The organism is Ruegeria sp. K3, from assembly GCF_056531845.1.
Genome location: NZ_JBQFMM010000007.1, coordinates 148,057 through 172,847, shown reverse-complemented (window position 1 = coordinate 172,847; position 24,791 = coordinate 148,057). Strand labels below are relative to the sequence as shown.

General features: G+C 57.7%; 23 protein-coding genes. 9 read left to right on the top strand and 14 right to left on the bottom strand.

Annotated elements, in window-relative coordinates; genetic code table 11:
• Window positions 1–31 precede the first annotated feature (31 nt).
• Together hydA and ACR0MP_RS14120 are read right to left on the bottom strand one after the other, a co-directional pair.
• Window positions 32–1,486, bottom strand: a complete 1,455-nt coding sequence (hydA, locus tag ACR0MP_RS14125) for a dihydropyrimidinase (RefSeq protein WP_170393377.1) — start codon at window positions 1,484–1,486, stop codon at window positions 32–34.
• Between the two features lie 92 nt (window positions 1,487–1,578).
• The gene (locus tag ACR0MP_RS14120) at window positions 1,579–2,829 is read right to left on the bottom strand and encodes a Zn-dependent hydrolase (RefSeq protein WP_170405131.1); all 1,251 of its coding nucleotides are present in this window, start codon (window positions 2,827–2,829) and stop codon (window positions 1,579–1,581) included.
• Between the two features lie 171 nt (window positions 2,830–3,000).
• On the opposite strand from ACR0MP_RS14120, the gene ACR0MP_RS14115 reads away from it, so the two are divergent.
• Together ACR0MP_RS14115 and ACR0MP_RS14110 are read left to right on the top strand one after the other, a co-directional pair.
• On the top strand, window positions 3,001–3,609 hold the full coding sequence (locus tag ACR0MP_RS14115; protein WP_170393378.1) for a TetR family transcriptional regulator C-terminal domain-containing protein: 609 nt from the start codon (window positions 3,001–3,003) through the stop codon (window positions 3,607–3,609).
• A gap of 37 nt (window positions 3,610–3,646) precedes the next feature.
• Window positions 3,647–3,868 carry an N-(5'-phosphoribosyl)anthranilate isomerase gene (locus tag ACR0MP_RS14110; RefSeq protein WP_480704565.1) on the top strand — a complete coding sequence of 74 codons (222 nt, stop codon included), beginning with the start codon at window positions 3,647–3,649 and terminating at the stop codon, window positions 3,866–3,868.
• Window positions 3,869–3,919: 51 nt separating this feature from the next.
• On the opposite strand, the gene preA is transcribed toward ACR0MP_RS14110, so the two are convergent.
• From preA to ACR0MP_RS14095, 3 genes are all read right to left on the bottom strand, one after another.
• Complete coding sequence (gene preA / locus ACR0MP_RS14105; protein ID WP_170405125.1) at window positions 3,920–5,224, bottom strand: NAD-dependent dihydropyrimidine dehydrogenase subunit PreA; 1,305 nt, start codon at window positions 5,222–5,224, stop codon at window positions 3,920–3,922.
• Window positions 5,225–5,269: 45 nt separating this feature from the next.
• The gene (locus ACR0MP_RS14100; RefSeq protein WP_480886048.1) at window positions 5,270–6,604 is read right to left on the bottom strand and encodes an NAD(P)-dependent oxidoreductase; all 1,335 of its coding nucleotides are present in this window, start codon (window positions 6,602–6,604) and stop codon (window positions 5,270–5,272) included.
• A 159-nt stretch (window positions 6,605–6,763) separates the two neighbouring features.
• On the bottom strand, window positions 6,764–7,396 hold the full coding sequence (locus ACR0MP_RS14095; RefSeq protein ID WP_480886050.1) for a cupin domain-containing protein: 633 nt from the start codon (window positions 7,394–7,396) through the stop codon (window positions 6,764–6,766).
• A 152-nt stretch (window positions 7,397–7,548) separates the two neighbouring features.
• On the opposite strand from ACR0MP_RS14095, the gene ACR0MP_RS14090 reads away from it, so the two are divergent.
• The 3 genes from ACR0MP_RS14090 to ACR0MP_RS14080 all read left to right on the top strand — a co-directional run bounded on the left by ACR0MP_RS14090 (window position 7,549) and on the right by ACR0MP_RS14080 (window position 10,624).
• The gene (locus tag ACR0MP_RS14090) at window positions 7,549–8,544 is read left to right on the top strand and encodes a hypothetical protein (RefSeq protein ID WP_170405116.1); all 996 of its coding nucleotides are present in this window, start codon (window positions 7,549–7,551) and stop codon (window positions 8,542–8,544) included.
• A 72-nt stretch (window positions 8,545–8,616) separates the two neighbouring features.
• On the top strand, window positions 8,617–9,909 hold the full coding sequence (locus ACR0MP_RS14085; RefSeq protein WP_170405113.1) for an O-acetylhomoserine aminocarboxypropyltransferase/cysteine synthase family protein: 1,293 nt from the start codon (window positions 8,617–8,619) through the stop codon (window positions 9,907–9,909).
• A 4-nt stretch (window positions 9,910–9,913) separates the two neighbouring features.
• Entirely contained in the window at window positions 9,914–10,624 is a 711-nt protein-coding gene (locus tag ACR0MP_RS14080; protein ID WP_480886052.1) for a GNAT family N-acetyltransferase, read from the top strand.
• A gap of 1 nt (window position 10,625) precedes the next feature.
• Here ACR0MP_RS14080 and ACR0MP_RS14075 read toward each other — a convergent pair whose 3' ends face one another.
• Complete coding sequence (locus tag ACR0MP_RS14075; RefSeq protein WP_480886054.1) at window positions 10,626–11,321, bottom strand: SIMPL domain-containing protein; 696 nt, start codon at window positions 11,319–11,321, stop codon at window positions 10,626–10,628.
• Window positions 11,322–11,485: 164 nt separating this feature from the next.
• Between ACR0MP_RS14075 and ACR0MP_RS14070 the strand changes: the two genes are divergently transcribed.
• A complete protein-coding gene (locus ACR0MP_RS14070; RefSeq protein ID WP_480886056.1) occupies window positions 11,486–13,372 on the top strand; it encodes a hypothetical protein in 1,887 nt (628 codons plus the stop codon).
• Between the two features lie 56 nt (window positions 13,373–13,428).
• On the opposite strand, the gene hppD is transcribed toward ACR0MP_RS14070, so the two are convergent.
• Entirely contained in the window at window positions 13,429–14,526 is a 1,098-nt protein-coding gene (gene hppD, locus ACR0MP_RS14065; protein WP_170563182.1) for a 4-hydroxyphenylpyruvate dioxygenase, read from the bottom strand.
• A 147-nt stretch (window positions 14,527–14,673) separates the two neighbouring features.
• Here hppD and ACR0MP_RS14060 point away from each other — a divergent pair, with 147 nt between their 5' ends.
• The gene (locus ACR0MP_RS14060; RefSeq protein ID WP_170405101.1) at window positions 14,674–15,129 is read left to right on the top strand and encodes an Lrp/AsnC family transcriptional regulator; all 456 of its coding nucleotides are present in this window, start codon (window positions 14,674–14,676) and stop codon (window positions 15,127–15,129) included.
• Between the two features lie 20 nt (window positions 15,130–15,149).
• Window positions 15,150–17,033 (top strand): monovalent cation:proton antiporter-2 (CPA2) family protein, encoded by a 1,884-nt coding sequence (locus ACR0MP_RS14055; RefSeq protein WP_170393396.1) that lies wholly within the window; start codon window positions 15,150–15,152, stop codon window positions 17,031–17,033.
• On the opposite strand, the gene cobT is transcribed toward ACR0MP_RS14055, so the two are convergent.
• Window positions 17,030–18,040 carry a nicotinate-nucleotide--dimethylbenzimidazole phosphoribosyltransferase gene (gene cobT, locus ACR0MP_RS14050; protein WP_480886058.1) on the bottom strand — a complete coding sequence of 337 codons (1,011 nt, stop codon included), beginning with the start codon at window positions 18,038–18,040 and terminating at the stop codon, window positions 17,030–17,032. The two genes, ACR0MP_RS14055 and cobT, sit on opposite strands and share 4 nt — an antisense overlap.
• Window positions 18,041–18,119: 79 nt before the next feature.
• On the opposite strand from cobT, the gene cobS reads away from it, so the two are divergent.
• Window positions 18,120–18,884 carry an adenosylcobinamide-GDP ribazoletransferase gene (cobS, locus tag ACR0MP_RS14045; RefSeq protein WP_170626038.1) on the top strand — a complete coding sequence of 255 codons (765 nt, stop codon included), beginning with the start codon at window positions 18,120–18,122 and terminating at the stop codon, window positions 18,882–18,884.
• On the opposite strand, the gene ACR0MP_RS14040 is transcribed toward cobS, so the two are convergent.
• The 6 genes from ACR0MP_RS14040 to ACR0MP_RS14015 all read right to left on the bottom strand — a co-directional run bounded on the left by ACR0MP_RS14040 (window position 18,881) and on the right by ACR0MP_RS14015 (window position 24,785).
• The gene (locus ACR0MP_RS14040) at window positions 18,881–19,642 is read right to left on the bottom strand and encodes an ion channel (protein WP_480886155.1); all 762 of its coding nucleotides are present in this window, start codon (window positions 19,640–19,642) and stop codon (window positions 18,881–18,883) included. The two genes, cobS and ACR0MP_RS14040, sit on opposite strands and share 4 nt — an antisense overlap.
• A gap of 124 nt (window positions 19,643–19,766) precedes the next feature.
• The gene (locus ACR0MP_RS14035) at window positions 19,767–20,276 is read right to left on the bottom strand and encodes a CarD family transcriptional regulator (RefSeq protein WP_010439402.1); all 510 of its coding nucleotides are present in this window, start codon (window positions 20,274–20,276) and stop codon (window positions 19,767–19,769) included.
• Between the two features lie 284 nt (window positions 20,277–20,560).
• Window positions 20,561–20,899, bottom strand: a complete 339-nt coding sequence (fdxA, locus tag ACR0MP_RS14030) for a ferredoxin FdxA (RefSeq protein WP_010439399.1) — start codon at window positions 20,897–20,899, stop codon at window positions 20,561–20,563.
• 65 nt (window positions 20,900–20,964) lie between these two features.
• The gene (locus tag ACR0MP_RS14025) at window positions 20,965–21,330 is read right to left on the bottom strand and encodes an RNA-binding S4 domain-containing protein (protein ID WP_170393403.1); all 366 of its coding nucleotides are present in this window, start codon (window positions 21,328–21,330) and stop codon (window positions 20,965–20,967) included.
• A 6-nt stretch (window positions 21,331–21,336) separates the two neighbouring features.
• Window positions 21,337–24,153: a helicase-related protein gene (locus ACR0MP_RS14020; protein WP_480886061.1), complete on the bottom strand. Its 2,817-nt coding sequence runs from the start codon at window positions 24,151–24,153 to the stop codon at window positions 21,337–21,339.
• Window positions 24,154–24,176: 23 nt separating this feature from the next.
• Complete coding sequence (locus ACR0MP_RS14015; protein ID WP_170405089.1) at window positions 24,177–24,785, bottom strand: tetratricopeptide repeat protein; 609 nt, start codon at window positions 24,783–24,785, stop codon at window positions 24,177–24,179.
• Window positions 24,786–24,791: the final 6 nt, after the last annotated feature.

Sequence of the window (24,791 nt, the reverse complement as noted above, 5' to 3'; positions counted from 1 at the left end):
CCCGAGTCGCCAGAAAGGCGACCCAAGGGGTTTATACTCCCGTTGCCGGTATACCTGTCCGCTCAACAGGCCGGGGCGCTGTCAACTCTTTCCAGGTGCTCAGCGCCTTGTTCACATGGGTATTGGCCTCACGTGCCACGAACTTACCGTGCCCTTCCTGAGTCTGAATCTCGCCATCATGTACAGCCACCGCACCGCGGGTCAGCGTGAACCGAGGCAGCCCTCGCACCTCTTTGCCCTCGAAGACGTTGTAGTCGATCGACGACTGCTGCGTATCAGCCGAGATCACCTTGGCCTTATCCGGATCCCAAACCACCAGATCAGCATCCGCTCCCACGAGAACCGCACCTTTTTTCGGATAACAATTCAATATCTTGGCGATGTTAGTTGAAGTAACAGCCACGAACTCATTCGGTGTCAACCTACCTGTATTCACCCCATGTGTCCAAAGCATCGGCATCCGATCCTCCAGCCCTCCGGTCCCGTTCGGTATTTTGGTGAAATCACCCACGCCATATCGTTTCTGCTCGGTGGTAAAGGCACAATGGTCCGTTGCTACGACGCTCAGCGTTCCTGACTGCAAACCGTTCCACAAGCTATCCTGATGCTGTTTGTTCCGGAACGGAGGGCTCATGACTCGCCGTGCCGCATGCTCCCAATCGTGGTGGAAATACTCGCTTTCATCCAATGTTAGGTGTTGGATCAAAGGCTCGCCCCAAACCCGTTTGCCCTGCATCTTGGCGCGTCGAATAGCCTCGTGCGCCTCCTCACAGGAAGTATGCACCACATAGAGCGGCACACCCGCCATATCCGCGATCATGATCGCGCGGTTGGTTGCCTCGCCTTCCACCTGTGGTGGGCGGGAATAGGCATGCGCCTCTGGCCCTGTGTTTCCTTCGGCCAACAACTTCGCGCTCAGTTCAGCGACCACATCGCCATTCTCGGCATGGACCATCGCGGTGCCACCCAACTCGGCCAGACGCTTGAACGAAGCAAACAGCTCATCGTCGTTCACCATCAGCGCGCCTTTATAGGCCATGAAATGCTTGAAGGTGTTGATGCCACGCGTCTCGATGACGGTTTTGATGTCATCAAACACCTGCTCGCCCCACCAGGTCACCGCCATATGGAACGAATAATCACAATTCGCGCGCGTTGACTTGTTGTCCCAACGCTTCAGGGCGTCCAACAGGCTTTCGCCCGGATTGGGCAACGCGAAATCCACCACCATCGTGGTCCCGCCTGCCAGCGCTGCGCGTGTGCCGCTTTCGAAATCATCGCTGGAATAGGTTCCCATAAACGGCATTTCCAGATGCGTGTGCGGGTCGATCCCTCCGGGCATGACATAACAGCCCGATGCATCAAGTTCCTTATCACCTCGCAGGTCCGGCCCAATCTCAGTAATCACACCACCTTCGACCTTTACATCCGCCTTATAGGTCAGATCAGCGGTCACAACGGTTCCGTTCTTGATTACAGTGCTCATGTTAAACTCCCTGATGCGGTCTGCGCCGCTTGCTTCATCTGGCTAAAAATATCCCGGGGGAGCCGCCCATCGGGCGACGGGGGCAGAGCCCCCTATTCCACGATCCCAGCCGTCTCAACGACCGCATGCAACAGAACATCCGCCCCAGCTGCAGCCCAATCCTTGCTGATCTCCTCAGCTTCATTATGGCTCAACCCATCAACGCATGGGCACATCACCATCGCTGTTGGCGCCACCCGGTTGATCCAGCAGGCATCATGTCCGGCGCCCGAGATGATATCCGTATGCGAATACCCCAACCGCTCAGCCGCATCGCGCACCGCCGCCACGCAACCCTCATCAAACTTCACCGGATCAAAACCGCCCACCTTCTCGAATTCGATCTGCAGCCCCATCTCTTCGACGATGTCTTCAGCTGCGACCCGCAGACGGTTCTCCATATCAGTGATCACGTCCAACTCGGGCGAGCGAAAATCGACCGTGAACACTGCCTTTCCAGGGATCACATTGCGTGAGTTCGGATAGACATCGATATGCCCCGCCGCACCCACGGCATGAGGTGCATGCGACCATGCAATCTCGTCCACTTTCTCAAGAATACGCGCCATCGCCAGCCCGGCATTCTTGCGCATCGGCATCGGTGTAGACCCAGTATGCGCATCCTTGCCGGTCACGGTAACCTGGGTCCAGCTCAAACCCTGACCATGGGTTACAACGCCAATATCCTTACCCTCAGCTTCCAGAATCGGGCCCTGTTCAATGTGCAACTCAAAGAAAGCGTGCATCTTGCGCGCGCCAACCTCTTCATCGCCGCGCCAACCGATGCGGTTCAGTTCATCCCCGAACTTCTTTCCTTCGGCATCCTCACGTGCATAAGCCCAGTCCTGAGTGTGCATTCCGGCAAACACCCCCGAAGACAACATCGCCGGGGCATATCGCGTTCCTTCTTCGTTGGTCCAATTGGTGGCCACAATAGGGTGCTTGGTCTTGATGCCCAGGTCATTCAGCGTGCGAATGATCTCCAGCCCACCAAGCACGCCAAGAACGCCATCATACTTGCCACCTGTGGGCTGCGTATCCAAATGCGACCCTACATAAACCGGCAGAGCCTCGGGGTCCGCTCCCTCTCGTCGGGCAAACATATTGCCCATCTGGTCCAGCCCCATCGAGCAACCGGCATCCTCGCACCATTTCTGAAACAGCGCGCGCCCGTCGGCGTCCTCGTCCGTTAGCGTCTGACGGTTGTTCCCACCCGCGACGCCTGGGCCGATCTTGGCCATCTCCATCAGGCTGTCCCATAACCTGTCGCCATTGATCCTGAGATTCTGCGCCGGAGCTGCCATCTTGTTCTTCCCTGTTGCTTGCGATTTGGCTCGCTTTTGGTGTCTTGATTTGACCATCTGGTCAAACTCACGCTATCACGGGTTCGACATCAGTCAAGAAATTGCAGTGGCCTGCCGGAATTTTCGACATAATTGACACCCAACTGGCCGAAAAAAGGACAACAGGTGAACATGCCCAAAGACCGCGCCCCAACCCGGATTCAGCAAAAGAACCGAGCAGCGATTCTCGAGGCGGCCCTGAATGTGTTCTCAGCCCACGGTTTTCGCGGCGCAACCGTCGACCAAATTGCAGCTGAGGCGGGGCTGAGCAAGCCCAACCTGCTCTATTATTTTCCATCGAAAGAAGCGATCCATACAGCCCTGTTGTCGGGTCTGCTTGAAGTCTGGCTCGCTCCCCTGCACGCGTTGAATGAGGATGGCGACCCGCTGGAAGAAATACTGTCTTATATCCAACGCAAGCTTGAGATGAGCCGCGATCTGCCGCGCGAGAGCCGCCTCTTTGCCAATGAGCTTGTTCAGGGCGCGCCGCGCATTCATGAAGCTTTGTCCAGCGATCTCAAAAAACTGGTCGATGAAAAAACCACGATTCTGACAAGCTGGATGGCTCAGGGCAAAATTGCACGAGTCCATCCCTATCATCTGATTTTCTCGATCTGGGCACTGACACAGCATTATGCGGATTTCGATGTTCAAGTCCGGGCAATTCTTGGGGAAGAAGACCCATTCGAAGGCGCAGTTCCGTTCGTGGAAACGCTCTATCGAAAACTGCTTACACCTTAAGAAACACTTAACCCTATTGAGAAAAGCTCGGAGCATGATGACGTATCGCTCAGATCCCGAGCCTTGGATCACCCAGCTTTTCTCGTCCCGATCTGCTAGAACGGGAGCTGTTGTACGACGCTCAGTTGCTTGGGTCGAACGCGAGGTTGGTCACGCGGCTTTTCAGGCAGAAGTGAAACGGCGCGGATACCATTTGATCCGCACCGCCAATCAATATGTCATCATCTGCCACAACGGACCCATCGACATTCTGTTCTGAGAAAATTCGCCGAATTTTCTACGCCAAGATTTTTCGACGAAAAATCTCTGACTACTCCGCCGCTTTCGCCATGGGGTTGTTGGGGTGTGTCGTCCAATTGGCATATTCAGGATCAACGACCTTGCCTGTGCGCGGATCAACCGCTCCGGCGGCCATCGGCTCCATGGAAATACACCCCTCTACAGGGCACACATCCACGCAAAGATTGCAGGCTACGCATTCCTCGTCGATCACTTCGAACACCCGATCCTCCGACATCGAAATCGCCTGATGGCTGGTGTCTTCACAGGCTGCAAAACAGCGACCGCATTTGATGCACTGATCCTGATCGATCTTCGCTTTGGCGATGTAGTTGAGGTTCAGATATTGCCAATCAGTCACATTGGGCACTGCGCGTCCGATCACTTCGTCGATATTGGCATAGCCTTTCTCATCCATCCATTCCGACAGGCCAGCCGTCAATTCATCGATGATTTTAAACCCATAGGTCATCGCTGCAGTGCAGACCTGAACAGTGCCGCAACCCAGCGAGATAAACTCTGCTGCATCGCGCCAAGTGGTGACGCCACCGATGCCTGAGATCGGCAGCCCATGCGTGGCTTCGGCCCGCGCAATCTCGGACACCATCGACAACGCGATTGGTTTCACCGCCGGTCCGCAGTAGCCACCATGGCTGCCTTTACCGTCAATCGAGGGTTCGGGGCTGAACGTATCCAGATTGACGCTGGTGATCGAGTTAATCGTATTGATCAGCGATACCGCATCCGCGCCCCCATTCTTCGCCGCCGCCGCAGGTTTGCGGATATCCGTAATGTTCGGCGTTAGCTTCACGATAACTGGGCGGTCGTAATACTGTTTGCACCAACGGGTCACCATTTCGATGTATTCCGGCACCTGCCCCACGGCAGATCCCATACCCCGCTCGCTCATCCCGTGCGGACAGCCAAAATTCAGCTCGATCCCGTCCGCACCGGTTTCGGCCACACGCGGCAGAATGGCCTTCCAAGCAGCCTCCTCACAGGGCACCATGATCGAGGCGATCAGGGCGCGATCTGGATAATCCGCCTTTACGCGGGCCATTTCCTCAAGGTTCACCTCAAGCGGCCGATCTGTGATCAGTTCGATGTTGTTGAGTCCCAACAACCGGCGGTCCGCGCCATAAATCGCGCCATAGCGTGGGCCGTTCACATTCACGACCGGAGGCCCCTCGGCCCCCAAGGTCTTCCACACTACGCCGCCCCATCCGGCCTCGAAGGCGCGGCGAACATTGTACTCCTTATCCGTCGGTGGCGCGGAGGCCAGCCAATACGGGTTCGGGCTTGATATTCCAATAAAGTTTGATGTTAAATCAGCCATTTATCCGGCCTCCCTGATGCTGTTCTGCATCTTTGTCTTTGAGTTTCACGCGCTCAGAGCAGCGTGGATATCCATCGCGGCATCGCGACCTTCGGCTACGGCGGTCACGGTCAGGTCTTCGCCTCCTGCCGCACAGTCTCCGCCAGCCCACACACCGGTCATTGAAGTGCGTCCCGCCCCGGTCACGGCAATCTTATTGCCATCCAGCGTTAGGCCTTCCGGCGCACCGTCAAGCGTCTGACCGATGGCCTTAAAAACCTGATCGGCGGGCACACGGACAGTTTCACCCGTTCCGGTCAGTCGACCATCATGGCTAGCAGTATACTCCAATTCGATCTCTGCTGCGGCACCATTTCCGTGAATAGCCACCGGCTGAACATTGCAGAGAATCCGAACACCATGCGATGCCGCCAAATCCTGTTCGTACCGGCTTGCACCCATCGCGTCGCGACCTCGGCGATAGGCGATGGTGACGTGCTCAGCGCCTAGCAGTTTCGATTTCACTGCCGCATCTACGGCAGTCATACCACCGCCAATCACAACGACATTGCGACCCACAGGTAGATCAACCAGATCGCTGGCCTGTCGCACATCCGAGATAAAGTCGACCGCCGGGCGCACCCCGTCTTTATCGACCCCATCAGCCCGCAGTGCGTTCACCCCCGCAAGTCCTATTGACAGGAAAACAGCGTCATAGTTCTCCTGCAACCCTTCCAGAGAAATCGTCTCTCCCAGAAACGAACCGGTCTCGATCGCGATCCCGCCTATTTTAAGCAGCCAATCGACCTCGGCCTGTGCAAAATCATTGGTAGATTTATACGCCGCAATCCCGTATTCGTTCAGACCGCCTGGCTTGGGCTTGCCTTCGTGGATCACCACATCGTGCCCCTGCATCGCCAGACGATGCGCACAGGCCAGACCGGCGGGCCCTGCCCCAACTACGGCAATTGTCTTGCCGGTTGATGCGGCGCGCTCGAACGGATGCGCACCCGAGGCCATCACATCATCGGTTGCATAACGCTGCAGGCGTCCGATCTCGACCGGCTTGCCTTCGGCCGTCTCACGCACGCAAGCCTCTTCACACAAAGTTTCGGTCGGACAAACCCGGGCACACATGCCGCCCAGAATGTTCTGCTCCAGAATGGTCTGCCCTGCCGCCTGCGGTTGCCCGGCCTGAATCTGGCGAATGAACAACGGAATATCGATATCCGTAGGACATGCCGTCACACATGGCGCGTCATAGCAGAAATAGCATCGATCGGCGGCCACAGCGGCCTCGTGCGGGGCCAGTGGCGGATGCAGATCGGTGAAATTCGAGGTCAGCTCATCGCTGGAAAGCCGCCCGGAGACGATCCCGGGTGCCATCTGGCCCTGTGCCATCACTCTACTCCCTGTAGATATGTTTGTTATGGACCCCAGCTTGCCACAATCTGATTTTTTATCAATTGGTAAAATTTGCCAAATGGTCAAAAAATGAAAAATCCGGGCGGAATGGTCCGGATTCAGTCAGAAATTGCCTATATTGTTGGCAGCGGTGGCTCAGACCATCCCACCCAGGTGGCCGGATTTGATCCAAACACGGGCTCCGCCCTCACCTGCTACAGCAGCAAAGCGTGATCCAGGCGGCAAGCGCAACCAGTCCCAAGTGCCAAATTCTTCGCCCGCCTCGGCAAAGCCACCTTCGATAACAAAGACCTCAAACCCCTTATCTGCGTCCAATTCAATATGTTCGCCCGCGCCCCAGGTTTGCACCTGGACATCCTCATGCGCATCCTTGAACAAATCGATATTTCCGCCCCCGTTGATCGAGCGCCGAACCTCAGTGCGGTCATCGGGGTCGAGCTGATGCAGTTTGACCAGAATAGTCGCGCCTTCGCTGGCCGAAGGTGTATGGGAGGACGTCGGGGGATTGCGTACATAGCTGCCGACAGGGAAATCTCCGGTTTCATCCTGGAACACACCGTCCAGCACCAGATATTCCTCACCCCCGTCATGAGTATGCGCCGAAAACGCGCTGCCGGGGGCAAAGCGCACGATGGTTGTGGCACGCGCCACTTCCTCGCCAATGCGGTCCAGCATCTTGCGTTCGACGCCAGCAGCCGGTGACGCGACCCATTCGGTCTGATCAAAGTGAACGGCGGCCCGCTGTGTGAAATCTGCATTGACCAGCATATGCAATCCTCCTGCGTTGCTGTAGCATTAGATGGGAGCACGAGCCGGATTTGCAAACCGGTCATGCTTGGGGTTTTGACGCCCTTCACAGCTTGTTGTACTTCCGGTTGAGGCAGCGGCCGAATACCGGCCCGATCAGAAAGCGCAACACGATGCAGGCAAGCCCGGCGACATTCAACATCCTCATCATCGGGCAAAACAACCGGCTGCAATACGAGGCGCTTTTGTTCGCCGCCTCGCTGCGCCACAGCTCATCAGGGTTCAAAGGTCGGTTGTTCGTGGGGGTACCACAGCCCGGCCCTCTTTGGCCTCAGAACCCCAGCATTCAGGATGCCGAAGTTCTTGAAGCCCTGCAGCATCTGGGTGCCGAGATTCTGCCTTTTGAGTCTCATGCTTTTGGCTCGAGCTATCCCAATGGCAACAAGATCGAAGCTTTGCTGGCGATGCCAGAGGGCGAGCCCTTTGTCTTTTTCGACTCCGACACTCTGATCACCGGCGAAATTTCCGACGTCCCGTTCGATTTCGAACAGCCCGGCGCCTCACTTCGGGTCGAGGGAACATGGCCCAAACCCACGCTCTACGGCCCAGGATATGAGGGTATCTGGCGCGCACTGTATGACCGGTTCGGGCTGGATTTCGAAAGCTCTCTCGATCCCAGCCAGCCCGAGGGTTATTGGCGGCGCTACCTGTATTTTAACGCCGGTTATTTCTTCTACAAATGCCCCCGCCAATTTGGTGAGCGGTTTATGGGCTATGCCCGCACCATTCGCGACGAGGAAATCCCCGAACTGACCGGGCAAGTTCTGAACCCGTGGCTAGATCAGATCGCCTTGCCGCTGGTCATCCATTCCTTCGGTGGCGGACGGGATGCCCTGCCCGAGGGCCTGCTGGATGGTCGGATCAGCTGCCACTATCGCCTGTTCCCGATGCTCTACGCCCGCGAAAGCGATCATGTGGTCGAGATATTGGAAACCGTCGTGGCCCCGAACAAGATCAAAAAAGTGCTCAAAGGCTATGATCCACTGAAGAAGCTCGTGATACAGCGCAAGGGTGCGAAGATCCGGGCATTGTTCGACCGAAACAACCTGCCCGCACGCGAACAGGTCATTCGCAAAACGATCAAGTCCAAGGGGCTTTGGCTACGGTGAAGCGGACATTGTGCCGGGCGAGCCAATGTCCTAGAGATTCAGCAACACACATTCCAACAGGAGATTTCCTCGATGTCTGACGGACCCACCTACGGTTTTGACACGCTGCAAATTCACGCCGGGGCTCGCCCCGACCCTGCCACAGGCGCGCGCCAGACACCGATCTACCAGACCACGGCATATGTATTTCGCGACGCGGAACACGCCGCCGCGTTGTTCAACCTGCAGGAAGTGGGTTTTATCTATTCGCGCCTGACCAACCCGACTGTTGCGGTGCTGCAGGAACGTGTGGCGACGCTTGAAGGCGGTGTCGGTGCGGTCTGCTGTTCCTCGGGACACGCAGCGCAGATCATGGCGCTTTTCCCGCTGATGGGGCCGGGCTGCAATGTTGTCGCCTCGACCCGCCTCTACGGTGGGACGGTGACGCAGTTTAGCCAGACGATCAAACGTTTCGGCTGGTCGGCCAAATTCGTTGATACCGATGATCTGGACGCTGTGAAGGCCGCTATCGACGAAAACACCCGTGCAGTATTCTGCGAATCCATCGCCAATCCCGGCGGCTATGTCACTGATATCCGTGCTCTGGCGGATTTAGCCGATGCAGCAGGCATTCCGCTGATCGTCGACAACACCTCGGCCACGCCCTACCTGTGCCGCCCGATTGAACAGGGCGCGACGCTGGTCGTGCATTCGACCACCAAGTACCTGACCGGAAACGGCACCGTGACCGGCGGCTGCATCGTGGATTCGGGCAAGTTCGACTGGTCGGCAAATGACAAGTTTCCTTCGCTCAGCGAACCCGAACCCGCCTATCACGGCCTGAAATTCCACGAGACCTTCGGCCCGCTCGCCTTTACATTCCACGGCATCGCGATCGGTCTACGCGATCTGGGCATGACGATGAACCCTCAGGCGGCGCATTACACGCTGATGGGGATAGAAACGCTATCGCTACGGATGGAGCGCCATGTCGAAAACGCGCAGAAAATAGCAGCGTGGCTCGAGGCAGACGACCGTGTGGATTACGTGACATATGCTGGCCTGCCATCCTCGCCCTATAGCGACAGGGTAAAAAAGCACTACCCGCGCGGCGCGGGTGCCCTGTTCACCTTTGCGGTGAAGGGTGGCTATGACGCCTGCGTCAAGCTGGTGAACGCGCTTGAGATCTTCAGCCACGTGGCCAACCTTGGCGACGCACGGTCGCTGATCATCCACTCGGCCTCGACCACACACCGTCAGTTGACGCCCGAGCAGCAGGAAGCTGCAGGCGCAGGCCCTGGAGTGGTGCGCGTGTCCATCGGGATCGAGGATGCAGACGATCTGATCGCTGATCTCGATCAGGCTCTGTCCAAAGCCAGCGCCTGATCCGATGACCGGGCACAACACAAATGAACTGGGTCAACCCATCGGTTTTTCGGTCACGGGCGAGTTCCCTCGCCCCACGCCCCCTTACACACCGATGCAGGGCCGGTTCTGTTCCGTTGTGCCATTGGATGTAAACAGGCACGCGCCCGGCTTGTACCGGGCGTTTGCCAATGACATGGACGGCCGCAATTGGACTTACCTTCCCTACGGCCCGTTCGACTCTGAGGCGGATTTCACCGCATGGGCGCAGTCAAATTGCATGGATGCGGACCCGATGTTCCATACAGTGTTCGACGCGGATGAGGTACCCGTCGGGATGGCCTCGTACCTTCGAGTCGAACCAGCCGCGGGTGCAATAGAAGTGGGCCACATCCATTTCTCACCCTTGCTGCAGCTTAAACCGCAATCAACCGAAGTGATGTATCTGATGATGCGCCGGGTGTTCGATGAGCTTGGTTATCGCCGCTATGAATGGAAATGCGACGCCCTGAACGCGCCATCAAAACGCGCAGCTGAACGTTTGGGTTTCACGTTCGAGGGCGTCTTCCGGCAGGCGACCCATTACAAAGGGCGCAACCGGGATACGGCGTGGTTTTCGATTATCGACAGCGAGTGGCCGCGCATTCGCGCGGCATTCGAGAACTGGCTTGCGCCGGGGAATTTCGATGCATCGGGCCAGCAGCGCCAACCGCTGCAAGCCCGCGTTGGATCGTAGCTTACTCCGCGATTTCGAACTCCATCGCGATATTGACCGAAACGGAAATCTCTCCGCCTGCGACCGGCACGCCACCGGCGTCCGACATCGCCATCTCGCGCATCTGAGCCATCGGGCGAACACCTCCGCCGTGGTCGTTGATCGATAGGATGGGACCCAGCGTAACCCCGGACGCCTGCGCTAGTTGCTGCGCCTTCTCGGTCGCATCTGCCACAGCTTTGGCCCGTGCTTCAGCCTCAAGCGGTTTGGGCTCTTGCACGCCAAAGCTCAGACCGCCGAAATCATTCGCACCATCCTTGATGACCGCATCCATGATCTGGCCCAGATTATCCAGATCCCGCACGCGAACCGAAACGCGGTTGGACGCGGTGAACCCAGTGATCTTGGGTGGCTCATTGCTGGAATTGCTGCGCCCCGACCAGACCGGTGAAAGCGAAAGATCGCGCGTCTGAACATCGCGCGCCTCCAATCCCATTTCGTCCAGTCGTTTGAGGATCTGCGTCACCGCATCCGAGGTCGCCTGCATCGCTACCGATGCCTGCGCATCCTGATTGGTCACGCCCAGTGTTATCGTTGCCATATCGGGTGCAACCAGAGCCGTACCGGTCCCGCTGACCGAGATGCGACGTTCTTCCGCATGGGCGGGCAGAGTCGCGGTGGCAGCGACCATGGCGGCCAAAAAAGCAAGTGTCTTCAAGATGATCCCTCCTTGATGCTTGCTCTCAAGATGGGTGGTCGGGCCCGTACACGGCAAGGGGGAAACGTGCCTTTTTCTTTCCCTCGGCGAGTTCCTGCTCTAATCTCGGCGGGCAGACATCTAAGCGTTTGCATAAAAGCCGACAATTATGGTTCATCGCGATTATGAAACCCGCCTTTGCGCTGTCATTTTCTGAAAACGGCATTTCCTTGCATCATCAGTCGGATGGAGACTGGTACTGCATTGGAACCGTTCCATTAGATGCGTCAGATTTCGCGGACCAGATGCAGGCCCTTCGGGATCAGGGATTCGCGCTGGAAAATGACCTGAGTTGCAAGCTTGTTATTCCATCCGATCAGGTGCGCCTCTTGGTTGTCGACACCGATGGTTTGGACACCGATGCAGCGGCGAAAAAGGTCAAGGATACGTTGGCCGCAGCCACGCCCTATGAGCTCTCAGAGCTGGCTTATGTCGCGGGCGACGTGGGGACTGAGACCCCGGTTGCCGCTGTGGCCCAGCAAACGCTGGACGAAGCCAGCGCATTTGCCACCGATCATGGCTTTATCCCCGAGGCATTCTGGGTCAGCGCAACCGGCAACGATGCTCTGGACGCGCCATTTCTGGAACTGCCGATCATTGTGGATGAGGACGCAGTGATTGCGGCCCCCAAACCCGTTGATACGCCGGACATACCGGTTCACGCCATCGCTGAAGATGCAGCCCCCCCTGCATTTGAGCCTGCTACCAAAGCACTGCCCTCGTCTGCCAAGACAGGAACGGATCTGAAACGCTTTGCAATTCCTGCGATCGCAGCGTCGGTTGTGGTTGGAATGTTGCTGGGTGTCTGGTCTTACAACAGCTCTGACCCCGAAATTGTCGAAGTGGCCGAACCGTTAGAGCCCGAGCTGCAACCAGAGCCAGAAACTGCAACTGCAGAACCGCAGGCACAACCCGAACCTCAGGAAACCGAGATCGCAAGCCTCCCACAAGAACCTGAAGTGGCAGAGGAAGAACCGGTGCTCACCCCCACGGACGAGGCCATTCTCGAAGCACTGAAGATTGAACCGGAGCCGGTCGAAGACATCGCTGATCTGCCAGAGAGCAGAACCGAGTTTCGTGAGTTTACCGGCACCGCCCCCGTTGAACCTTCAGGCCTGGAGCCAGCGCCTGTGGCTGGCGTGGATAATCAATATCTCACATCGGTCGATCGCTCGGACCTGTCGACCGATTCCGTCGCACTACCCGAACTTGCCAGCCTCGACACAGATGCGTCTTTTGAGTCGATCTCTTTGCCAGGCCAAGCGGGGCAGCGGTTCAACCTGGATGAACGCGGATTTGTGACGCCAAGTGCCGAAGGCACGCTGAACCCGGCCGGTGTGATGGTTTATCTGGGTCGTCCCGCATCCGTGCCCCCCGAACCCCCAACCAGGTTCGAAACAGAACCCGTTGTCATAGAAGAGGTCGATGAGAGACTCGCGGCGTTTCGCCCACGGCCACGCCCGGAAAATCTGGTGGATCAATTCGAACGCCAGCAACTTGGCGGTCGATCCCGGCAAGAGCTGGCCTCGGTCCGGCCTAAGCTGCGGCCCGAGTCTCTGCAAACCCCTCCGCAGGTCGATGAAACCCCGACTGCGCTGGCTGTTGTACGGGTACCCCGTCCAAAAATCAGGCCTGCCAGCATCACGGCGCGCGCGACACGGCAACCTAGTTCTGGGAGTGCAGCGCTGGCCTCGACCGCAAATGTGGCCAGTAATGCCGATGAAGTTGGTTCGTTCCAGCCCAGAACGGTCAATCCCAAAATTCCGTCTTCCGCGTCAGTTGCGAGACAAGCAACCATCGACAACGCGATTAACCTGCGCAAGTTGAACCTAATCGGCGTGTACGGCACCCCGGCAAACCGCCGTGCTTTGGTCCGCCTGCCCAGCGGACGCTACAAAAAGCTGAAGGTGGGCGATCGCATCGACGGAGGTAATGTCATCGCCATCGGCGACAGCGAGTTGCGCTATCAGAAGCGCGGCAAGAACATCACGCTCAAGATGCCGCGCGGGTAAAGAAAAAGCGCCATGTCGGTCAGACACGGCGCTCGGTTGATTTCATTGATTCATGTTTAGGCTGCCGAGATTTCACCCGACTCGATCTGCTCGCGTTCGATCGATTCAAACAGGGCTTTGAAGTTGCCCTCACCAAACCCGTCATCCCCTTTACGCTGAATGAACTCAAAGAAGATCGGGCCAATGACTGTTTTCGAAAAGATCTGCAGCAGAATCTTGGTCTCACCGCCATCAACTACACCTTCGCCGTCGATCAGAATGCCGTGCTTCATCATCCGATGCTTGGGCTCATCATGGCCGGACACACGGTCGTAAGACATGTCATAATAGGCCTCGTTCGGACCGGGCATGAACTTCAGACCCTTCTCGGCAATGGCATCGGTCGAGGCGTAGATGTCGTCGCTGCCCACCGCGATATGCTGGATGCCTTCGCCGTTGTACTTCTTCAGGTAGGAGACGATCTGTCCGGTCTCGCCACGATCTTCATTGATCGGAATGCGGATGCGACCACAAGGTGAAGTCAACGCGCGACTGTAAAGCCCGGTGAACTTACCTTGAATGTCGAAAAAGCGGATTTCACGGAAGTTGAACAGGTCGCCGTAGAATTTGAACCACTTGTCCATGTTGCCCTTGAATACGTTGTGGGTCAGGTGATCGAGATAGTAGAACCCATCGCCGCGCGGTTTTGACTGCTCCAGCCATTCAAATTCCTCATTGTAGGGCGAGGTGTCATAATACTGATCGATGAAGTAGATCAGCGAACCACCAATGCCCTTGATCGCCGGAACGTTCATGGTCTTGTCTGCGCCATCATAGGGCTCAGCCCCTTTGGCGATCGCGTGCTCATAAGCCTTCTGAGCATCAACAACGCGCCAGCCCATGGCAGGGGCGCAGGGGCCGTGCTCGGCCACGAATTTGGCTGCAAAACTATCAGGATCCGCGTTCAGAATGTAGGTTACATCACCCTGTTGCCAAAGCTCGACCTTGGGGGTGTCGCGGTGATAGCCGACATAGTCGAAGCCCATTCGCGCAAACAGGTCTCGCAGCTCTTGCGGCTCGGGGTGTGCGAATTCAACAAACTCAAACCCGTCGGTACCGGCTGGGTTTTCTTCGCTGATGACAGATTTCGGGGCGTTATGCGGGAAAGGACCCATGGCGCGTCTCCTCGGAAAACAGGAATTTCTTTGCTGATTCAAAAATACGCCTTAATGAGTGCTGTTTCTGCGCATTGTTTTCGTATAAACTAAGTTTAGATGCGTACTTTCCGCATATTGATTGCAAATCTTGAGGAAACGCCGCACGTGCTGGATCGGATTGATATCGGAATACTCGCAGCTTTGCAGCGCGACGCGCATCTGACGTCGCAGCAATTGGGTGATGTGCTGAATCTATCCGCCAGTCAGGCGGGCCGTCGCCGACAGCGCCTTGAGGCCGAGGGTTACATCACAGGGTACACCGCACGACTGGACCCGCTGAGGCTGGGGCTACAGGTTCAGGGGTTCATTCAGGTGCATCTGGGCACTCATGGTCCCGAACAATCCGCAGGCTTCGCCCGCATGGTCAACACCCGCCCCGAGATCACCAGCGCCTGGACGATGACAGGTGAGGCAGATTATCTGCTTCACGTCTATTGTGACGACTTATCCGCACTCAATACCTTGCTTCACGAAGTGATCCTGCCGCATCCTGCAGTTGCACGGGTGCAAAGCCAGATCGTAATGGACCAATTGAAACGCGACGCGCCGCTCCCGACCTGAGCGGATTTAAGAGGACAATAATGAACGAGTTCCTTTATCAGGCATCGATCTATCTGGCAGCTGCGGTGATCGCGGTGCCGCTTTCCGCCCGTCTGGGTCTGGGATCGGTGCTTGGTTACCTAGCTGCGGGCATCGCCATTGGCCCAATTTTGGGCCTTGTCGGGGCCGAGACGGAAAGCCTGCAGCATGTGGCCGAATTCGGCGTCGTGATGATGCTGTTCCTGATCGGGCTCGAGCTTGAGCCCCGTGCCTTGTGGGATATGCGGGACAAATTGTTAGGCTTGGGCGGGCTGCAGGTCGGCCTGTCGACCGCAGCAATCGCAGCTGTGGCGTTCTATGCGGGTCATCAATGGTCGGTGGCGCTGGCGGTTGGATTGACCTTGTCGCTTTCTTCCACGGCAATCGTGCTGCAGACCCTGTCCGAAAAGGGCCTGATGCAAACCAACGGAGGTCGAGCGACCTTCTCGGTCCTGCTGACGCAGGACATTGCCGTAATCCCGATCCTAGCTTTCCTGCCGCTGCTTGCCCTGCCCGCAAGTATCCACATCGAAGATGACGGCTCCATCAGCCGTGGCGTAGGCATAGCCAAAGACGCGGATTATCACGCCAAACTCTCGCTGGTCGAAGGTCTGCCCGGCTGGGCCGTTACGCTTGTCACCATTGGCGCCGTCGCGTTTGTCGTATTGGCTGGCATCTACCTGACCCGCCCACTGTTTCGTTTCATCCACGCCACCCACCTGCGCGAGATGTATACGGCACTGGCGCTAATGATCGTGGTCGGCATCTCGTTCCTGATGACCCTTGTGGGCCTGTCGCCCGCTCTTGGCGCGTTTCTGGCCGGAGTGGTTCTGGCCAGTTCGGAGTTCCGACACGAAATGGAAAGCGACCTTGAGCCGTTCAAGGGGCTGTTGCTGGGCCTGTTCTTCATCACCGTGGGCGCTGGGATCGATATCGGGTATTTCTTCGCCGACCCGTTTGACCTGATCGGTTTGGCCTTGCTGGTCATACTGGCCAAGGGGATCATCCTGTTCATCGTCGGGCGCGCCTTCAAGCTGCGCGGGCGCGATCACTGGCTGTTCACGCTGGGTTTGGCCCAGGCCGGTGAATTCGGCTTTGTCTTGTTGGCGTTTTCTACGCAGCAGAACGTGATTCCGCCGGGTTTGTCGCAAAAACTGTTGATGATCATTGCGCTGACCATGTTGATCACACCGCTTCTGTTTATCGTCTACGACGTACTTTCGCGCTTTCTCGGCGAGAGCAATCCGCAGGTTGAACCCGATCAGATTGACGAAAAAGGCCCTGTCATCATCGCCGGGATCGGTCGCTTTGGGCAGATCGTCAACCGGCTGGTACAGGCAAGTGGGTTTAAAACAGTTGTTCTGGACCACGATATCGAAACGATCCAGCTGATGCGACGGTTCGGTGTCAAAGGCTTCCTTGGCGACCCCACTCGCCCCGAATTGCTGCGCGCTGCTGGAATCGAAAAGGCAGCGGTCCTTGTCGCGGCCATGGATGACTACAAACAGGTCACCCGTCTCGTCGGATATGCCCGCCGCCAGCGGCCCGATCTGCACATCATCGCCCGCGCCCGCGACCGCAACCACGTCTATGAACTCTATCAGGCCGGGGCCAACGACATTGTCCGCGAGATGTTCGACGGATCGCTACGCGCGGGCCGCTATGTTTTGGAGAATATCGGCCTCAGTGAATACGAGGCCGCACAGGCCGAGCAGACCTTCTATCACCACGACCGGGGATCGGTGCGCGAGCTTGCAGAACTGTGGATCCCCGGCATGCCGACAGCCGAAAACAAGAAATACATCGAGCGTGCGCGGCAACTGGAAAAAGATCTGGAAACCGCGCTGCTGGAACTGGCCGAGGAACACGCCAAGAAGTCGGCTTAACCGTCCGACACACCCGCTTCAGCAAATGTCGCCATGCCGGAATGACAAGCAACCGCGCTTTTCAGAATGTTGATCGCCAACGCTCCGCCGGAGCCTTCGCCCAGGCGCAGGCCGAGGCTCAGCAACGGCTCTTTGCCCAGCTTGTACAGCATCGCGGCATGTGCGCCCTCGGCACTTTGGTGGCCCGCGATGGTGTGATCCAGTGCTGTTTCCGAAATCTGCGCCAGACAGGCTGCAGCTGCGGTGCAGATGAATCCATCCAGAATAACCGGTATCCGCAATACGCGCGCGGCGGCTATCGCACCAGCCATAGCCGCAATCTCGCGTCCGCCGAGACACCTTAGAATATGAAGTCCATCGCCCTGACCATGCAGAGCGACGCCTTCCGCAACAACCCGGGTTTTGTTCGCCAGACCTGCATCATCCACACCGGTCCCGCGGCCGGTCCAGTCGGCAGAATCCCCGCCAAACAGCGCGCAAGCGATGGCGGCAGCCGGCGTGGTATTTCCGATCCCCATCTCTCCAACAACCAGCAGATCGGCCTGCGGATCAACCGACTGCCATCCTGTGCGCAGTGCGCTTAGCAATTCCTCTTCGCTCATCGCGGGGGCTTGGGTAAAATCTGCGGTCGGACGGTCCAGCTCCAGCGCGTGCACGTCCATCTTCGCGCCCGCAGCCTTTGCCAACTGGTTGATCGCCGCGCCGCCATGTTCGAAATTCATGACCATCTGCACCGTCACTTCGGGCGGGAACGCCGAGACACCTTGAGCAGTTACGCCATGGTTGCCAGCAAACACGATGACCTGCGGCGCATCGATCCGAGGCCGCGCATCCCCGCGCCAACCTGCATACCAGATCGCCAGATCCTCAAGCCGCCCCAACGCGCCGGGCGGTTTGGTTAGTTGACCGTTGCGCTCTTCCGCGCCCTGCTTGGCAGCGGTGTCCGGACCGGGTGCGCCGGTCAGCGCATTGCGGAAACTGTTCAGGTCATTGAGTTCGGGCAGCATGGAAAGCCTCGTTGCATCAGAGTGGTTGTGTGTGTTTAACCAATGCTGGCAAAGCAACAAGACCCGGAAAGGCCTGGGAGTGACCAAAAACGACACCGCCCCGTTTTCCCTGTGGGATATCCCGCTGGCTCTGGTCCTTTTGACGCGCCTGCCCCTACCGCGCCTGCCCGATCAAGCGTTCACCCGCCAGTCGCGTGCGGCTTGGGCCTATCCCCTTGCCGGGCTTGTTGTGGGGGCGCTGGCTTGCGGAGTCGCCTGGATTGCAATCTGGGCGCAGCTGCCAACCCTTGCCACCGCCGCCCTGCTGGTCGCCGCGTTGATCATCGCAACCGGAGCGATGCACGAAGACGGGCTAGCCGATACAGTCGATGGGCTTTGGGGCGGCTTTACAGCCGAACGTCGGTTGGAGATCATGAAAGACAGCCATATCGGCACCTACGGCGTGCTGGCCTTGCTGCTGGCCCAACTGCTCCGAATTGCGGCTGTCATGGCGCTGATCGGTGCAGGTCTGTTGACGGGCGTGTTGGCCGCCTGCCTGTTCTCACGCGCCATGCTGCCCGCGCTGATGCGCCTGCTGCCCAATGCCCGCAAATCGGGGCTGAGCCATTCTGTTGGTGCGCCCCCTGTGTCAGCGGTTCTGGCTGGCATCGGGTTGGCCGTCGTACTGTCGTTAGTGCTGCTGGGCGGATCAGCTATTCCGCCGGTGCTCTGCGCCCTGCTTGCAGCGGCTTTTGTCGCTCGCATCGCCAAGACCAAGATCGGTGGCCAAACCGGTGATATTCTGGGGGCCACGCAGCAGACCTCGGAAATCACCTTCCTCCTGGCGCTGACAGCCTCAATCTAAGACGCCCCACCGGTTTCAATGCGCAGCGTCGCGCCACAGTGTTTGCAATGCACAGCATCCGGATCGTGCCGGAACAGGCCGCAGCTTGGGCATTTGTAGCGCACTTTCTGCGGCATGAAGATCGCCTGCGCCAGACGGACAAACAACGCCACGCCAACAACCATGATGAAAACGGAAAACAGCTTTCCCGCTGGTGTGCCCAGCGTGATATCTCCGAACCCCGTTGTCGTCAGGGTCGCCATAGTGAAATAAAGTGCGTCGATATAGGGGGTCTGCGCATCTTCGGGGACGAAAAAGACCAGTACTGCAGTCGAGGTTGCAAAAACAAAGACCATCAGATTGATCGCCGCAATCACCGCGTCCTCGTGGGTTCGGAAGAAAGGACTATCTCGGCGCAAATCCCGCAGCAGATGATAGGAATGGATCAGCCGCAACGCGCGCAATATCCGAAGAAACGCGAGATTGCCGGTCAGGAACGGGTCAAGCAGCAGCGACACGATCACAACGATGTCTGCCATCGTGTAAATCTGGCGCAGCAGTTTCCAGCGGTCTTTGGAAATCCACATCCGCGCGCAGAAATCCATTAGGATGATCAGCCCGACACCCAAACTTGCCGCCGTCAGCCCAGGCCCATGCGGGATATTCGCCGTGGAGACAAAAAAGATGATCGAGGCGACATCGAACAGGATCAGCCCATAGCGAAACCAGACCGAGACCGGCTCGTGGCTGATGTAGAGAAACTTGACAGTTTGCTTCATCATGTCCCCGTATCTTCCTGCAGTTACAGAAAAATACCCGACACACACCACAAGACCAAGCGCCTAGTCACGAAAAAGGGCCGCCCCGGATATCGGGACGACCCTTAAATTGGCTTGAACGCGATCAGGCTGCGCGTGAGGTCAGAACCTCATCGACCTGTTTGGCAGCCGAAATCTCATCGGCGCCAGAAACTGCGGCCACTTCGCGTGTCAGACGTTCCAGCGCGGCTTCGTACAGCTGACGTTCGGAATAACTCTGCTCGCGCTGGTCGTCGGTGCGGTGCAGGTCGCGGACCACTTCGGCGATCGAGATCAGGTCACCCGAGTTGATCTTTTGCTCGTATTCCTGCGCCCGGCGCGACCACATGGCACGCTTGACCTTGGCTTTGCCCTTCAGCGTCTTCATTGCCTGGCTGATCACATCCGGTGAGCTGAGCGACCGAAGCCCCGATTCAGTGACCTTGTTAGTCGGCACGCGCAGGGTCATTTTGTCTTTTTCAAAAGAAATCACGAACAGCTCAAGCGAGAAGCCCGCAACTTCCTGCTCTTCGATTGACACGATCTGACCTACGCCATGAGCCGGGTAGACGACATAATCGTTCGGGCGGAACTCAAGCTTTTTCGATTTCGACATTCATATTCATCCTTCATTACTGATCGGGATATGAAACGACAAAAGCACCACAGCCGAGGCCCTGCATGGCCCCGTCAGGCGGCTTATTTGTCATAAATTCAGAACTCCAAAGCGAGCATACTTACGGAGCACATCCCAATCACAGTCATCATTCGGTCCTAAGTATATCACAAATTTGCGACACTCAAAAGACCGCGCCGAGGTAAATGGGAAATTCCCTTTCTACCTCAACTAATTAATGCACAGATTGATGCCAAATGAACGGTAACCGGCTGCCGAATCGGTCAACCGCCCTCGCCTGGGGCTTCCGAGAAATATTTCTCCATCTTGCCTTCTTCGCCGTCGCGTTCCTCGGCCTCGGGTAAGGGGTCTTTTTTGGTCACGATCACCGGCCACATTTCCGAGTATTTCCGGTTGAACTCGACCCACTGCTCCATCCCCGGCTCGGTATCGGGGCGGATGGCGTCGGCGGGGCATTCGGGTTCGCAGACACCGCAGTCAATGCATTCGTCGGGGTGAATGACCAATGTGTTTTCACCTTCGTAGAAACAATCCACCGGACAAACCTCGACACAGTCGGTGTATTTGCAGCCAATGCAGTTTTCGGTGACAACGTAGGTCATGTTGGATTTCCCGTTTGCGCTTTGGCGACTAGCTAATCCAGTCTGACCGCCGCTTCAAGGTCAGATCACCCCTTTGGGATGCGAGAAAGATCAAGCGCGCGTCTTTCTTTCTTGGTTGGACGACCTTTTCCCTCAAACGCAGGATTCTTGGGCGATACGTCCTGCTTTTCGGTCATATCGAAGTACAAAGCTTGCGCCTCGGGGGCCGGGCCGCGACGCACGCCAAGCGCTTCAATACGTACAACCCGAACAATACGCCCCTGCGGAAAGGTCAGGACATCTCCGGGTGCCACGGCTTGCGCCGGTTTCAGCACCCGATTTCCGTTCAGACGCACATGGCCGCCGCTGACCTGTTTGGCGGCCAGGCTACGGGTCTTGAAGAACCGCGCCTGCCACAACCATTTGTCGATCCGCAGCTTGGCCTCGGCCATCGCGGATCAGTTGCCGTCCTTCAGACCCATCAACGCTGCCGCAAACGGGTTATCGGGATCGATTGCCTTTTCCTTTTTGGGTGGCCGTGACGAGAAGGTCTTGGCGCCCTGAGGCTTGCCCCCCTTCTTGCCATGCGGCTTGCCCTGAGGTTTACCACGCGGCTTGCCCTTGCCCTGCCCCTGCTCGCGACGCGGACCACGGTTTTGCTGACGTTGGCGCCCCCAAGTGAAGGTGTAGAACACCTCAATTTCGGGCTCATCCAATTTGGACTCTGCTGATTTCTCAGTGGCCGTAACCTCTGCTGCCGCCTCGGTGCTTTCGGAGGCTTCGGCTGACGCCTCGGCGGTTATACCGACGTCATCCGCTTCGGCATTAGCGGTCGGTGTCTCATCGACGACAGGTTGTTCCTCGGCTTCCGCCACAGGCTGCTCCGTGGGGACCGGCTTGGCCTTCTCACGTTCGCCGCGTTCGGCCTTGTAACCCAGTCCCTGCATCAGGTCTGCAAACTGTTCCAAGGTCATGCCGGTAATCGACAACATGTCGGGTTTGGCTTCGAACCCACCGCGGCTATCCTCGGACCGCAGCATGTCGGCCAGCCGTTCCAGCATATCGATCCGGATTGAGCGTTCGCCCGCATCGCGGTAGCCGCACATGGTGTCATAGCCCTGCGGCGCATCCTTGGCGACCGGAACGGTAACCAGACCCGGAGGTGGTGCTTCGGGGAACTCCTGCAAGCCGCCGGACAATGCCCATAGTACCAGACGCAGGCGCGTTGGCGCGGGTTTCAGCAGCAGCGGCATGAAGATGGTGAATTGACCGAACCGGATGCCATGTTTGCGCAGCGCACCACGGGCGTCCTGATCCAGATCCTTGACCTCTTGCGCAACCTGCACACGGGGCAGCACGCCCAACGACTCGACCATACGGAAGGCAAAGCCCTTCGCCAGGCCCGTCAATTCTTCATCCCGCGACAGTTTCAGCAGCGGCTCGAACAGGGCTGCCACTTTGCGGTCGATGAAATGCTGCAGGCGGCGCTGAACCTTCTGTTCCACGTCCGGCCCGGCGGCCTCATCGACAAAAACCTCGACCACAGGCTTGAGAGGCTCGGCACCGGCAACAAGTTTGCCCACGGCATACTCGCCCCACATCAGGCCACCCTGATCGGTGAAATCAATTTCGGTATCGGGCGCATTGTAGAAGCGATCGGCACGCAGATGGAATTGCGGCGCGAGTGCTTGCAGAGAGGCTGACTTCAAGGCTTTCGCTTCAGTCCCCTGCGCGCTTTTGTCCGGGGTAAACCGGAACCCTTCCAGACGACCGACGAATTCACCTTCGACGGTCACTTCACCCTTGTCATTTACTTCGGCCAAAAGGGCCTCCTTCTGTTTGAGCCGGCGCAGCAACACTGACGTGCGCCGGTCCACAAATCGCTGAGTCAAACGGTCGTGAAGAGCGTCCGACAGCCTGTCTTCTACAGTGCGCGTTTCCTCGCGCCAATGGGATTCGTCACGCACCCAACCGTTTCGTTGCGCAACATATGTCCAAGTGCGAATATATGCCAACCTTTTGGACAATGCATCAATGTCGCCATGGGTTTGGTCGATACGGCGGATTTGCCGCGCCATGAAATCATCGGGGATACTTCCGCGCTCATGCAGATGGCCATAGATCACCTCAAGCAGGCTGGCATGTTCGGCATGGCTGATGCCGCGAAAATCGGGGATTCTGCACACATCCCATAGCAAACGGATCGACGGTCCATCGCTGGCACGGGCAACGACTTCGGTGACTTGGGACAGAGATTTCAGGACGTTCAGATCGTCAGCTGGCCGCGCTTTGATCAGGTGCTCATTGTCTGGGCTGACCTCAAGCGAGTCGATTAGTGCGTCGATTGAGCCGAACCGCAAAGCGGCATTCCGCCAATTCAACTTTTTCATAGGCGTGAACCGGCTGTCCATAATGGCTTGGGCTACGCCCTCATCCAGCGGCGGAGCCTCGCCCGTCACACCAAACGTGCCATCCGACATTCCGCGCCCGGCCCGTCCTGCGATCTGGGCCAACTCGTTGGGGGCCAGAGGCCGCATTCGGCGGCCATCAAACTTGGTCAGAGATGAGAACGCCACATGGTTCACATCCAGGTTCAACCCCATACCGATGGCATCCGTAGCCACCAGATAATCAACCTCACCGTTTTGATAGAGGTCAACCTGCGCATTCCGCGTGCGAGGGCTGAGCGCCCCCATGACGACCACCGCCCCGCCCTTTTGGCGACGAAGCAGCTCGGCGATGGCATAGACATTGTCGACCGAGAATCCGACGATCGCACTGCGCGCAGGCATTCGGCTGATCTTTTTCGAACCGGAATAGACCAGCTGAGACATCCGTTCACGCCGGATGAACTGCGCTTCGGGCACAAGGGCCGCGATGGGGCCGCGCATTGTGTCAGAGCCGAGAAACAGCGTTTCATTGGTGCCGCGCGACCGCAACAGGCGATCAGTAAAGACATGGCCGCGTTCGGGATCCACGCAAAGCTGAATTTCGTCAATCGCCACAAAATCAGTGCCCATGCCTTCTGGCATCGCCTCAACTGTACAGACCCAGTATTGCGTGCGCGGCGGTACGATCCGTTCCTCGCCTGTCACCAGCGCCACAACAGACGGACCGCGAATAGCGACAATCTTGTCATAGACCTCGCGCGCGAGCAGCCGCAGCGGCAGACCGATGACACCGGTCCGGTACCCCAGCATACGTTCAATCGCGTAGTGAGTTTTACCTGTGTTCGTCGGGCCAAGTACGGCCACGATTCGGGATGACCCGCTCACCTTTGCCCCCTGCGCCCTGAGACTTACAGCGCCTTGCCTTCAACCTGAGGCTTCAGCCGATTCACGGCATTGGTTACTTCTTCATGATGGGGATGTATAGCCAGCGCACGTGAATAGGCCTCAAGTGCTTGTTCTGGCTTGCCCACGATCTCAAAGATGAGGCCAAGGCCGTAGATAGCGTCGTAGTTGTTCGGATTCAGCGTCAATGCCTGTTCAAGATCCGCCGCAGCCATGCCAAACCTGTCAATGCCGAAGAAAACCGAAGCGCGCACATGCCAACCCTCGGCAAATTCGGGTGCGTGATCGGTAAGCGCCGTCAAATGATCAAGCGCGGCCTCGACATCCCCGTCATCCAGCGCTTCGCGTCCGCGTTCCAATAGCAAATCCGCCGAAGCCGAACCTGATTGTGACCACAGCGCCTGCAATTGCCGATCCAATCCGATGGCCTGTTCGGGCGTCGATTGCGCCAGTTGCTGCAACAGTGATGCCTCGTCCCGCGAATCCGCCTGCTGCGCGATGCAACTGGTGGAAAACGTGACTATGACGGCAAGTGCCGCGACGGTACGTTTGAGATTGGTGATTGCAATACCCATAACAATGGTCAGTGTAGCGTAGCGACCGGGGATGTCCATTCACGG